The following is an 11,865-nucleotide window of genomic DNA, read 5'->3' on the forward strand; positions in this document are numbered from 1 at the left end:
GTTCTCCTTACTCGGCGGCAACCGACAGCAGCGGCATTCGATCCGCCTGGCGCAGTTCCTGGGCAAACCAGGTGCAGGTGCGCGACAACCCTTCCTCAAGCGGGACGAGCGGCGCCCAGCCCAGCATCGTCTGGGCGCGGGTGATGTCCGGCTTGCGCCGGCGGGGATCGTCGACGGGCAGCGGATGATAGTCGACCTGCGCAGTGGTGCCGGTCAGCGCCACGATGCGCGTCACGAGGTCGGACACGGTCATCTCATTCGGATTGCCCAGGTTGACCGGCTCCGACCCGACCGTCTCGCTGTCCATCAGGCGGATCAGCCCGTCGACCAGATCGCTGACGTAGCAGAAGCTGCGCGTCTGGCTGCCGTCGCCATATACCGTGATCGTATCGCCGGTGAGCGCCTGGCAAATGAAATTGGAGACGACGCGGCCATCGTCGGGGTGCATCCGGGGGCCATAGGTGTTGAAGATGCGGGCGACGCGAACGTCCGCCCGGCCGAGCCGCGCGAAATCGAGCGCCATCGCTTCGGCAGCGCGTTTGCCCTCGTCATAGCAGGCGCGCGGGCCGGTGCAGCTGACCGCGCCGCGATAATCCTCGCGCTGGGGGTGAACCTCCGGATCGCCATAGACCTCGCTGGTGGAGGTGAGGAGGAAGCGGGCGCCCGATTGCTCGGCCAGCCGCAGCAAGTGATCGGTGCCGACGACGCAGGTCAGCATCGTATGCTCGGGATCGGCTTGGTAATGCGGCGGCGAGGCGGCGCAGGCGAGATTGTAGACGCGCGTGATCCGCCGGGTCAGCGCGGTGACCGTCGCGGGCAGCTTCTCGATCACGTCCGCCTTGACGAAGGTGAAGCGCGGGTGGCCGATCAGATCATCGACGTTGGTCGCGCGCGACGTCTGAAGGTTGTCGAGGCAGACGACATGCTCGCCGCGCGCGAGCAGCGCCTGGCACAGGTGCGAGCCGATGAAGCCGGCACCGCCGGCGACCAGAGTGACGGGCGCGTCGTTGGTGTCCATGCGGGGCTTGCTCCGGCTGGGTTGGGGGCGGGTGGCGTCGTTGATGTAGGCTTCGAGCTGGGCGGCGCGGTGCGACGCGGTGTGCGCGGCGAGCACGCGATCACGCGCAGCATGGCCGAGCGCGGCGGCATCCTGTTCCAGCGCGGCGAGCGCCTGTTCGGTGGTGTCGGCGAGCATGATCTCACGCCCGGGCACGAAGAGATCGTCGATGCCCTCCCACCGATCGGACAGGATCGGCGTGCCACAGGCGCCTGCCTCGAACAGCCGGACCGAGGGCGACCAGCCGGCGGCGATCATGTCCGCGCGCGTGACGTTCAGCGTCATGCGCGACTGGCTGTAGAAGGCCGGGTGATCGGCCGGCGGCAGGTGATCGATGCGGGTGACGTTGGCCGGCCAGTCGATCGTGTCGGGATATTGCGGCCCGGCGACGGCGAACTGAAGGTCGGGGCGGCGGCGCGCCGGTTCGATCAGCAGCCGTTCCAGCGTCGGCTGGCGATCGTCACTATAGGTGCCGAGGTAGGAGAGCGCCCAGCGCTTGGGCGTGTCCTGCGGCTGGTAACGGGTCGCGTCGACGGTGCAATAGAGCGCGCGGGCGGCCCTGGCGCCATATTGGCGCTCGATCCGCTCCAGCGTCGGGCCGCCGGTGAAGGACAGGTACAGGTCGAAGCCGGGGATCACCTCGGGCGAGAGATATTCATGGTCGCCGCGGTCGAGCTTCGCCAGCGTGACGGGGGTGTCGATGTCGTAGAAGGCGGTGACGCCCCGGGCCGTCGCCTGCACGTAGCGGGCGATCGAAACGCCCTCCGGCACGTAGGAACCGACAATGACCGCGTCCGCCCCGGCAATCGCGTCGCGCCACGTCGCGAGGTCGGCGAGGTCGGCATAATAATCGAGCCGGCAGAAATCGGGATCGGTCAGGTCGCGGCGGTCGCCGGAATACCAGGGCACGGTGCGCTCGAGGAACTGGATGTCGTGGCCGCGTTCGGCGAACCCCGACAGCAACGCACGCCAGGTGGTGGCGTGGCCATTGCCCCAGGAGGAGCCGAGGCTGAGGCCAAGGACGACGAGCTTCATGCCGCCACCTTCGCCGCGGCGGCATGGGCACGCAGCAGATCGTCGACCTGCCGCGCGCGCAGCTCATAGGTGTGTTCGGCCAGGACGCGGCGGCGCGCCGCCTCGCCGATCGCGCGGGCGCGCTCGGTGGTGAGGTCCGCCAGCAGATCGGCGACGTCCTGTCCGGTGCGGGCGACCAGCACTTCCTCGCCCGGGATCAGGAATTGTTCGATCCCCTCCCAATAGTCGGTGATGAGGCAGGCGCCGGCACCGGCCGCCTCGAACACGCGGGTGGCGGGGGAGAAGCCGACTGCCGCCATCGAATCGCGCGCGATGTTGAGCACCGCACGGGGCGTGCAGTTGAAGGCGTTGTGGTCCGCCGTGCCGACATGGCCGAGGTGGCGCACGTTCGCCGGCATGTGCTTGTCGTGCCAGCCGCTGCCGCCGATCAGGAAGCTCTGTTCGGGCAGCGCGGCGGCGGCGGCGAGGAAGAATTGCTCCACCCGCGCCTCGCGATCGGGCAGGCGGTTGCCGAGGAAGGCGAGGTCGCAGGCGAAGCGATCATCGGGCGCGACCGGGTGATGCGTGTCGGGATCGACGGCATTGTAGACCGGAATGCAGCGCGCCGCGCCGAGCGCCTCATACGCCTCGACCACGGGCGGGCCGCCGCCGTAGGTCAGCACCATGTCGAGCTGCGGCAGCGCGGCGCGGACGGGGTGCGCGGGATCGGCGCGGATCTCGTCCAGCGTTGCGGCGGCGTCGACATCCCAGAAGATCTTGAGCGCATCGGCGCGCGCATGGTCGATGATGCCGGCGATCAGCTCCGCGTCGAATACGCCGACGCCGCTGGCCTTCACCACCACATCGGCCTTGTGCGCTTCGGCCAGGACCGATCGCAGGCCCTCCTGCGTCGCGGGATAGACGATCGAGGTCGCATATTCGGGCGGTTCGATGTCGCGGTTCGACTGCCGGTCGAAGGCGTCGGGTTCATAGAAGGTGATCTGGTGACCGTGCGCCGCCAGTGCCTTCAGGATGCCGCGATAATAGGTCGCGGCGCCGTTCCAATAGGAGGACAGGAGGCTTGAGCCGTAAAAGGCGATCTTCATGCGGCGTCCTTCGTCTGTTCGGGCGAGCGCAGGCTGGCGACGATGGCGAGCAGCTGGTCGACGCGATGCGCGCAGGTGTGGCGTGCCTTGATCGTGGCGAGGCCGTGCCTGGCGAGTGAGCGGCGCAGGCCAGCATCGTCGCGCAGCGCGGTGAGGTGCCGAGTCATTTCCGCGCCGTCGCGGGCGACGAGATAGTCGCGCCACGGGGTGAACAGCCCCTCCGCATCGTCCCACGGTGCCGACACCAGCGGGATGCCGCAGGCCAGCGCTTCGAACACGCGGATCGTGGGGATGCCGGGCAGGATGGTGGCATAATAGCGCCGCGGCACGTGCACGGTGGCGAGATGCCGGGCGAAGATATCGGGCGCGGCCGCATTGGGCGCCCAGCCGTGATAGCGCACGCCGTAGCGGTCCAGCGTGGTCAGCGCCTCCGCCGGGTAGCGCACGCCATAGATGTCGAGCGGCAGCTTCGCGCCCTGCGCCGGGGCGAACAGGAAGCGTTCCAGTTCCTCGGTACGCTCGCCATCGCCCCAATTGCCGATCCAGACGAGGCCGGAACGCTCGCCCTCCACCTCGGGCGGGTGGAAGCGGCGCAGGTCGGCCGCCTCATGCCAGGTCCAGACGCGCTTGCCCCAGCCCCAGTCGCGGTAGATCTCGCTCAGCGTCTCGCCGAACGCGAGGACGCCGTCATAGCCGCTGAGGTCATAGGCGCGCATCGCCTCGGGCTCGCTCACCGCGCGGTGGTGCGTGTCGTGGAACAGCAGGGTGTGGTGCGCGCCGCGCTTGCGCTGATCGCCCAGCGCGGCGACGAGGCCATGGTCGTTCCATTCATGCACGATGACGAGATCGGCGCCGTCGGTAAGCTGGTCGGCCGGGGTCGCGGGATCGTAGGTGGTCGTGCTCAGCTCGGGATAGCGTTCGCGCCACGCCGCAAGCCCCGCCTCGCCATGGTCGGCCAGGAGGTTGGCGAGGCTCCACGCGCCCTCTGGCTCATAGGCGACCACGTCATGCCCGCGCGCGACCAGCTCGCTCAGCACCCCGCGCAGGAAATGGGCGTTGCCGTGGTTCCAGCAGGACGCCAAGCTGTGGGTGAAATAGATGATCTTCATGCGGCGACCCTTTCGCTGGTGCCGGCCGGGTTCTCGCCGGTGGCCGCGGCTCTTCGTGCGTCAGTGTAGAGGGCGCGCATCGCCTTTGCGGTCGCGCCGACGGTGAAATGCGCGCCGCGGGCGAGCGCGGCATCGGCGAGGCGGGCGCGCTCGGCATCGTCGCCCATTACCTCGGCAATGGCATCGGCCCAGGCGGCGGGATCATCGCCGGCGACGAAGTGCGCCGCGCCGTCCCACAGCTCGCGGAAGGTGTCGATGTCCGACAGGATCAGCGGGCAGCCGGCCTGCGCCGCCTCCAGCACCGCCAGCCCGAACGGTTCGAACGAAGCGGCGGAGACGAAGACGGGCTGTGCCGCCAGCATTGCGCCGATGCCGTCCGGCGTCAGTTCGCCGAGCAGGTGGAGATGTTCGACCGGGACCGAGGCACCATGCGGCGCGCGGGTGGGACCGGCGGCATAGAGTGGGACAGCGAGCCGGCCGGCGGCGGCATCAAGCAGCGGCGTGCGCTTCACCTCGTCCCACAGGCGGCCGGCGGTGAAGGCGATATGCCGCGTGGCGACCGGCGCGACCAACGGCGGCGTGCGGCCGTTGTGGACGGCGATCGGCGCGGCGGTGAGGCCGTAATGGCGCGCGATCGTGTGGGCGTAGCTCTCGCTCGGCGCGACCACGCAATCGGCGCGGCGCAGCCCGTCGGCAACGAGCGCGCGATGCCAGGCGAAGGCGGGGTCGAGCGGCGTGCCGGGGCGGGCGGCTTCCCACCAGGTCGAGACGCAGCCATGCGCCACCGCCACGACCGGAAGGTCACCGGTGAGGCCGGGGATCAGGGCTGGCTGGTTCACATGGAGCAGATCGACGCGGTGGCGGATCGCCAGCGCCGCGATCGTCGCCGCGGCGTGGCGGACGGCAACGGCATCATCGGTCAGCCAGTCGAGTGGTTCCCCCGTTTCCACGAGGGTGACCCGGCGGAGCGCCGCGACCTCCGCCCGCTGCGTTTCCGAGGGCGCGGGGCCAAGCACGGCAAGCACCGTCTCAATGCCAGTGTCGCCCAGTGCGCCGGCGAGATCGACGGCGTAGCGCCAGACGCCGCCCACCGCATCGACCGTCATCAGGATACGGCGCGGACGGTGAGTCACACCGCCACCTTGAGCGAAGGGGAGCTTCCCAGCGCAAGACCGCGCTCGGCCGAGAGCCAGCTGGCAAGGCGGCGCAGGCCGGTGCGCCAGTCGGCGGGCCGCGCGAGGCCGAGTGCGGCATCGACCGCGCGGCGATCGGCGACGAAATAACGCTGGTCGCCCGCGCGCCAATCACCAAAGCGCAGGTCGACCGGGTAGCCGACAACCGCCTCGATCTCCGCCAGCACGTTGCGCAGGCTGACGGCATTGTCGGGCCCGCCGCCCAGGTTGAAGACTTGGCCGGTGTGGCGGTCGATCTGCTGCCAGAGCGCGACATAGGCGTCGACTGCGTCGCCCACCTCCAGGATGTCGCGAACCTGATGGCCGTCGCCATAGATGTCGATCGTGCGCCCCTCGAGCGCGCGGATCAGGAAGTGCGCGACCCATCCCTGATCCTCGGTGCCCATCTGGCGTTCGCCGTAGATGCAGCTCATCCGCAGGACGGCGGCGGGGATGCCGTAGCTGCGCGCGTAATCGAGGACATATTGGTCCGCCGCGCCCTTGGAGCAGCCATAGGGCGTGTGGAAATCGAGCGGGCGCGTCTCGCCAATGCCGTAAGCGTTCACCAGCGGATCGACCGGCTGGTAGCCGTTGGCGGTTTCGTCAAAGGCAAGGTCGGCCAGATCGCCATAGACCTTGTTGGTCGAGGCGAAGATCACCGCCGGCGGCTGCGGCGCGAGGCGCGCGGCCTCCAGCACGTTCAACGTGCCCGCGATGTTGATCGCGAAATCGGCGCGCGGATCGGTGAGGCTGGTGGTCACCGCGACCTGCGCCGCCATGTGGAACACCGTCTGCGACGCCTGCACCGCCTCGGTCATCGCCGCCTCGTCGCGAATGTCGGCGATCCGCACGTCGATCCGCTCGCCATGGTTCGCCGTCAGCCATTCGAGGTTGCGCTTCACGCCCTCGCGCACGAGCGCGTCATAGACGATGACGCGGTGGCCTTCGCCGGCCAGCCGGTGCGCGATATTGCTGCCGATGAAGCCCGCGCCGCCGGTCACCAGGATCGGGCGCCCGTCCGCTCCCTGGGAAGCCGCGGTCATGCGACCAGCCCGCGCTTCTCGAGCTCGGCACGCGCATGGCTGACGCGGTCCTCAGCGGTCTGCTGCGCCACCCAGTCGGCCAGCACGGCCAGCTCAGTCTCGAAATCGGCAGTGGCGCGGAAGCCGAGCTGCTGCTCCGCCAGCGACGTGTCGCAGAAACAGTGGCGGATATCACCGACGCGTGCCTTGCCGACGATTTCCGGCGATGCGTCATTCTGGCCCATGGCGCGGCCCAGCGCCTCGGCCACCTCAGTGACCGAGCGGTCCTTGCCCGACCCGACGTTGAACGTGCCGCCGACCGCCTCGGGCAGGAACAGCGCTTCGGCAAAGGCGCGCGCTACGTCCCCGACATGGACGAAGTCGCGGCGCTGCTCGCCATCCTCGAACACCATCGGGCGCTGCTTGTTGAGCAGGCGCGAGGCGAAGATGGCGAGGACGCCGGTATAGGGGTTGGAGAGCGCCTGGCCGGGGCCATAGACGTTGAACAGCCGCAGGCAGACGCTTTCGATGCCGTAGGGCGCGCCCATGATGTGGGTGGTGCGCTCCTGCACATATTTGTTGAGCGCGTAGATCGAGGAGAGCGCGGGGCGCTTCGTCTCGGGCGTTGCGACGGGGGTGAGCGGGCGGCCGTGCGCGTCGGTCGGATCCCATTGCCGCTGGCCATCGCGGATCATGCCGCGCGCGGCATCCTCCACCAGATGGCCGTCCGCGTCGCGATACAGCCCCTCGCCATAGATGCTCATCGAGGAAGCGGTGACGACGCGGCGGACCGGCTTGTCGATCAGCCGTTCGAACAGCACCGCCGTGCCGACGTCATTGACCGAGGTGTAGCGTTCCACCTCGTACATCGACTGGCCGACGCCGACCTCCGCGGCGAGGTGGACGACACTGTCGATCCCGTCGAGCGCGCGGGCGACCGCATCGCCATCGCGTACATCGGCGACGATCAGCTCCGCCTCAGCCGACAGGTTTGCGGGGCGGCCGCCATCGCCGTGGACTTGCGGCAGCAGATTGTCGAGGATACGAACACGGTGACCGCGGCGGAGCAATTCTTCGGTGACGAAGCGGCCGATGAAACCGGCGCCGCCCGTGATGAGAACATGTTCGCTCATTGGTCCCCGCTTTGTATTTTTATTTTGAGTTTTCGCCCGCTTAGGAGCGGTCCCACCGGAGCTTGAACATCTTCATCTACCCTTGGTTCCCGTTAATTTCGCTTCCTCAACTACTTGTTGACGCAGGTTAATCTGTTTGCGCGGAACAGGGGCCGGCGCGGCCCGTTCAGGTCGCATCTTCAACAAAGGTTGAAACGGGGGCGGTGGCAGCGACGATCCATCTGGTGCGGCACGGCGCCCATGTCGAAGCAGGGCGCGTGCTCACCGGGCGTGGCAGTCCGCTCGGCCTTGCGCCGGTCGGACGGGAGCAGGCCGTCTGGGCGGCGCGGCGGCTGACCGGTGTCGTGCGGGTCGAGACCAGCCCGCAGCGGCGCACGATGGAGACGGCGGCGGTCATCGCGGAGCATTTCGGGCTCGGACAGCCGTTCGTCGCGGATGCCCTGGACGAGCTCGATTTCGGCGATTGGACAGGGCAGGCGATTGCCGATCTGGCCGATGATCCGCAGTGGGCGCGCTGGAATGAACAGCGCGCCGTGGGGCAGACACCGGCCGGCGAGCGGATGGCCGATGCCGTGGCGCGCGCGGTGACGCACCTCGCAGGATTGGCGCAGGCCGACTGGCTGGGGGCGATCGTCTGCGTCTCGCATGCCGACATCATCCGCGGCGTCGTCGCGCATTATCTGGGACTATCGCTCGACCGGATGCTGGCGTTCGATGTCGATCCGGGGTCGATCACCAGCCTGGTGGTGGGCGACTGGGGCGGGCATCTGCTTGCGCTGAACGTCCACGCCGGATGACGGGCGTTAGTCGCTGTCCTTCTTGTCGAGGAAGTCGAGCACCTGCTCGGGCGAGATGTCGCGCTTGATCTCCTCGATCTCGGGATCGCTTTCCGCGCTCACCTTGACCGCGATCCGCTCCACCATGCCGGCCAGCCGGGTCAGTTCATGTTCCGCGAGCAAGGAGACGTGGAGGTCGAGGTCACGGCGCCGATCGGCCACCGCCGCCATCCGGTTCTGCGAGATGAGCACGAAGGTGGACAGGAAGATCGCTTCGACCGATGCCTCCATCGCCAGCACGACAAAGGTCGGGTCGAACGGCGCAAGGCCAGGGATCCAGCCGAGGTTCCAGACGATCCAGCCGCCAAAGAAGATGGCGTGGAGCACGACGAAGCGCATCGACCCGGCAAAGCGCGTGATCGCGTCGGCCAGCCGGTCGCCCAGCGGCGCGTTCCTCGCCTGTTGCTCGGCCCGCGCGTTCAGCCGCTCGATATTCTCGCGCAGCGTGCGGGTCATGTGCGCGTCGGCTGGCGTGTTCGCGGGGGGTGTGGTCATGGCGCGGATCATGGCGTGTCAGCGGGCGAAGAACACCAACATCGATCACGTAGGGTCGAACGAAAGGCGGAATGGATCGTGACGGAAATGATGCAGGCAGCGGTGCTCCAGGCGCCCGGCAAGATCAGCGTCGAGCAGGTGCCCGTGCCGCAGCCGGGCGCGGGCGAGGTGCGCGTGCGGATCGAGGGGTGCGGCGTGTGCGCGTCCAATGTCGAGCCGTGGGAGGGGCAGGAATGGTCGAGCTGGCCGGGCGCGCCGGGTGGCCTTGGCCATGAGGCGTGGGGCGTCGTCGATGCGGTGGGCAGCGGCGCCGACATCGCGATCGGCACGCGGGTCGCGATGCTCTCCGAACGCGCCTTTGCCGCTTATGACGTGGCGCCGGTCGAGAAGGTGGTGCCACTGCCGTCGGCGCTCGACGGGCAGCCTTTCCCCGGCGAGCCGATCGCCTGCGCGGTTAACATCTTCCGCCGGTCGCAGATCGAGGCCGGGCAGTGGGTGGCGATCATCGGCATCGGGTTCCTTGGTGCGGTCCTGACCCGGCTGGCGAGCGAAGCAGGGGCGCGGGTGATCGCGATCTCGCGCCGCGACGAATCGCTGGAGCTTGCGCGCCGCTTCGGCGCCGAGGTGACCGTGCCGATGATCGATCACTACAAGATCATCGGCCAGATCGGGCAACTGACCGGCGGCACCTTCTGCCCGCGCGTCATCGAGGCGGTGGGCAAGCAATGGCCGCTCGACCTGGCGGGCGAGCTCGTCGGATTCGGCGGGCGGCTGGTGATCGCCGGCTATCACCAGGACGGACCGCGGCAAGTGAACGTCCAGAACTGGAACTGGAAGGGGATCGACGTCGTCAACGCGCATGAGCGTGACCCGGCGGTCCAGCTGCGCGGATTGCGCGAGGCGATTGATCTGGTGGCAAGCGGGCGCCTTGATCCGACGCCGCTCTACACCGGGCGGTACACGCTCGATCAGCTCGATGAGGCGCTGGCCGCGACTCGCGACAAGCCGGGCGGATTCGTGAAGGCGCTGGTGACCTTGGGGTGACTACGTAGGCCTGGATGACCGCCCGGCCACAAGCAAGGATCGGGCCTTCGTCGGCGGACCCATTTTGTACGCGGCAACCCCGCGGCTGGAACGAAACGGGTCCGTTTCGAAAGGCTAGGAAATCTCGCGATTCGCGCGTCGCGGATTTTGCGCCGTTTCAGTTTATCCTAGCAAAAACAGCAACTTGTGCGTTTTTCGACGGATTTGCGCGGGCCGGATCGAGTCAAGGAGGTATATTTCAAAAATGCGGCACGAGCCGGACTTGATCGACTCACGCGGCTGTTCCTAAACCATAGTCAGTCGCCGCGGCTGTCTGCCTGCGGCGCTCATTTGACCATCGTCGTAGCCGACCGTGGCGGGGGCCACATCGGGGGACATTTTTGCTTTGTCGATCTGTGGCTGCGACCCGTGTCGCGGCCCGAGGAAGGGTGCGCGTGCCGTTGTCACAACATCGAACAACTGACGAAGGCAGTGACCTGGCAAGGGCATGGGCGCGGGTGCGCGCCAACCTGCGCGAGTCCGCCGGCGTCCGCCTGTTCGACCAGTGGCTGAAGCCGATGCAGCTCGACGAGGCGGGCGATCCCGATCGCGTGCGCCTGACCCTGCCGTCGGCCTTTGCCACCAACTGGGTGCGCAGCCATTATGCGGAGCGGCTGTTCCGCGAGTTTCGCGCGATCCTGCCCGACATCCGCTCGGTCGAGATCGAGACGGCGCCTGCGCGCGCCGGCGCCGCCGTGGTGTCGCTGACCGCGGTGCCCGTCGCAGCGCCCGTCGTCGTGGCTGCGCCCGCCGCGCCGGCCAGCGATGTCGAGCGCCCCGCGCTGGAGCCGCGCTACACCTTTGACCGCTTCGTCGTGGACGCGTCGAACAAGGTGGCGTTCAACGCCGCCAAGCAGCTGGCAAAGCCCGGCGCGGTCCGCTTCAGCCCGTTGTTCCTTCATGCCGGCACGGGGCAGGGCAAGACCCACCTGATGCATGCCATCGGCCACGCCTTCATGGCGGCGGTCCCCGGCGCGCGGGTGATCGCGATGTCGGCCGAACGCTTCATGTTCGACTTCGTCGCCGCCCTTCGCGCCCGCGACACCTTTGCGTTCAAGATGCGGCTGCGCTCGGCCGACCTGCTGCTGATCGACGACCTGCAGTTCATCGCTGGCAAGGACGCGACGCAGGAGGAATTCTTCCACACCGTCAACGAGATCATGGGCGCGGGCAAGCGGCTCGTCATCTCGGCGGATCGCTCGCCGCAGGCGCTGGACGGGATCGAGCAGCGGATCATCGGCCGCATGGCGATGGGCCTGGTCGCCGACATCAAGCCGCCGTCGTTGGAGCTGCGTCGCACCCTGCTCGACCGCAAGGTTGCCGACATGGCCGATGTGCGCGTGCCGGCCGACGTGCTCGACATGCTGGCGGGCCGCATCACCAACAACATCCGCGAGCTGGAAGGCGCGCTGAACCGGGTCATCGCTTATGCGCAGCTGACCGGCGAGACGCTGGACCTCGACTTTGCGATCGCGACGCTGGGCGACGTGCTGCGCGGCAGCATGCGCCGCGTGACGATCGACGAAATCCAGAAGCGCGTGTCGCAGCATTTCGACCTGAAGCCGCTGGACCTCATCTCGGCCCGCCGCGCGCGCGCCGTGGCCCGGCCGCGGCAGATCGCGATGTACCTCGCCAAGCGGCTGACCACGCGCTCGCTGCCCGAGATCGGCCGCAAGTTCGGTGGCCGCGACCATTCCACCGTGATCCACGCGGTGCGGCGGATCGAGGAATTGCGCGACACCGACGCCGATGTGGATGGTGCAGTGCGCGCGCTGATGCGCGACCTGGAGGCCTGAGCCTTCCCCCTGCGCGCCAACGCCCGCAGCGTTGGCAGATAC

Annotated in this window: 10 protein-coding genes; 3 read left to right on the forward strand and 7 right to left on the reverse strand. The window is 68.4% G+C overall.

Features of this window, described 5'->3' with window-relative positions; translation table 11 throughout:
• Positions 1 to 7: 7 nt before the first annotated feature.
• The 6 genes from ACH0BU_RS07575 to ACH0BU_RS07600 are packed head-to-tail and all read right to left on the reverse strand — an operon-like array spanning position 8 to position 7,613.
• Positions 8 to 2,092, reverse strand: a complete 2,085-nt coding sequence (locus tag ACH0BU_RS07575; RefSeq protein ID WP_314472285.1) for a bifunctional glycosyltransferase/UDP-glucuronate decarboxylase — start codon at positions 2,090 to 2,092, stop codon at positions 8 to 10.
• Positions 2,089 to 3,177 carry a CgeB family protein gene (locus ACH0BU_RS07580; protein ID WP_125945254.1) on the reverse strand — a complete coding sequence of 363 codons (1,089 nt, stop codon included), beginning with the start codon at positions 3,175 to 3,177 and terminating at the stop codon, positions 2,089 to 2,091. Before ACH0BU_RS07580 ends, ACH0BU_RS07575 begins: the two co-directional genes overlap by 4 nt.
• Positions 3,174 to 4,286 (reverse strand): CgeB family protein, encoded by a 1,113-nt coding sequence (locus ACH0BU_RS07585; RefSeq protein ID WP_125945255.1) that lies wholly within the window; start codon positions 4,284 to 4,286, stop codon positions 3,174 to 3,176. Before ACH0BU_RS07585 ends, ACH0BU_RS07580 begins: the two co-directional genes overlap by 4 nt.
• Positions 4,283 to 5,419, reverse strand: coding sequence for a glycosyltransferase family 4 protein (locus ACH0BU_RS07590; RefSeq protein ID WP_231621812.1), 1,137 nt, complete (start codon positions 5,417 to 5,419; stop codon positions 4,283 to 4,285). Before ACH0BU_RS07590 ends, ACH0BU_RS07585 begins: the two co-directional genes overlap by 4 nt.
• On the reverse strand, positions 5,416 to 6,501 hold the full coding sequence (locus ACH0BU_RS07595; RefSeq protein ID WP_046406645.1) for an SDR family NAD(P)-dependent oxidoreductase: 1,086 nt from the start codon (positions 6,499 to 6,501) through the stop codon (positions 5,416 to 5,418). The genes ACH0BU_RS07590 and ACH0BU_RS07595 overlap by 4 nt, the downstream gene beginning before the upstream one ends.
• Positions 6,498 to 7,613: an NAD-dependent epimerase/dehydratase family protein gene (locus ACH0BU_RS07600; RefSeq protein WP_296218918.1), complete on the reverse strand. Its 1,116-nt coding sequence runs from the start codon at positions 7,611 to 7,613 to the stop codon at positions 6,498 to 6,500. The genes ACH0BU_RS07595 and ACH0BU_RS07600 overlap by 4 nt, the downstream gene beginning before the upstream one ends.
• Before the next feature lie 203 nt (positions 7,614 to 7,816).
• Between ACH0BU_RS07600 and ACH0BU_RS07605 the strand changes: the two genes are divergently transcribed.
• A complete protein-coding gene (locus ACH0BU_RS07605; RefSeq protein WP_296218916.1) occupies positions 7,817 to 8,410 on the forward strand; it encodes a histidine phosphatase family protein in 594 nt (197 codons plus the stop codon).
• Positions 8,411 to 8,416: 6 nt separating this feature from the next.
• Here ACH0BU_RS07605 and ACH0BU_RS07610 read toward each other — a convergent pair whose 3' ends face one another.
• Complete coding sequence (locus tag ACH0BU_RS07610) at positions 8,417 to 8,944, reverse strand: DUF1003 domain-containing protein (RefSeq protein WP_296218913.1); 528 nt, start codon at positions 8,942 to 8,944, stop codon at positions 8,417 to 8,419.
• Between the two features lie 87 nt (positions 8,945 to 9,031).
• Between ACH0BU_RS07610 and ACH0BU_RS07615 the strand changes: the two genes are divergently transcribed.
• Entirely contained in the window at positions 9,032 to 9,988 is a 957-nt protein-coding gene (locus ACH0BU_RS07615) for an MDR/zinc-dependent alcohol dehydrogenase-like family protein (protein WP_197075265.1), read from the forward strand.
• 440 nt (positions 9,989 to 10,428) lie between these two features.
• A complete protein-coding gene (dnaA, locus tag ACH0BU_RS07620) occupies positions 10,429 to 11,823 on the forward strand; it encodes a chromosomal replication initiator protein DnaA (RefSeq protein WP_145120787.1) in 1,395 nt (464 codons plus the stop codon).
• Positions 11,824 to 11,865: the final 42 nt, after the last annotated feature.

This window comes from Sphingomonas olei (assembly GCF_045369765.1).
Taxonomy (GTDB): Bacteria; Pseudomonadota; Alphaproteobacteria; order Sphingomonadales; family Sphingomonadaceae; genus Sphingomonas; species Sphingomonas panaciterrae.

Excerpts from the sequence above, each read along its gene's own strand:
- ACH0BU_RS07575 (WP_314472285.1), bottom strand. The coding sequence starts at position 2,092 with ATGAAGCTCGTCGTCCTTGGCCTCAGCCTCGGCTCCTCCTGGGGCAAT.
- ACH0BU_RS07580 (WP_125945254.1), bottom strand. The coding sequence starts at position 3,177 with ATGAAGATCGCCTTTTACGGCTCAAGCCTCCTGTCCTCCTATTGGAAC.
- ACH0BU_RS07585 (WP_125945255.1), bottom strand. The coding sequence starts at position 4,286 with ATGAAGATCATCTATTTCACCCACAGCTTGGCGTCCTGCTGGAACCAC.
- ACH0BU_RS07595 (WP_046406645.1), bottom strand. The coding sequence starts at position 6,501 with ATGACCGCGGCTTCCCAGGGAGCGGACGGGCGCCCGATCCTGGTGACC.
- ACH0BU_RS07600 (WP_296218918.1), bottom strand. The coding sequence starts at position 7,613 with ATGAGCGAACATGTTCTCATCACGGGCGGCGCCGGTTTCATCGGCCGC.
- ACH0BU_RS07610 (WP_296218913.1), bottom strand. The coding sequence starts at position 8,944 with ATGACCACACCCCCCGCGAACACGCCAGCCGACGCGCACATGACCCGC.
- ACH0BU_RS07615 (WP_197075265.1), top strand. The coding sequence starts at position 9,032 with ATGATGCAGGCAGCGGTGCTCCAGGCGCCCGGCAAGATCAGCGTCGAG.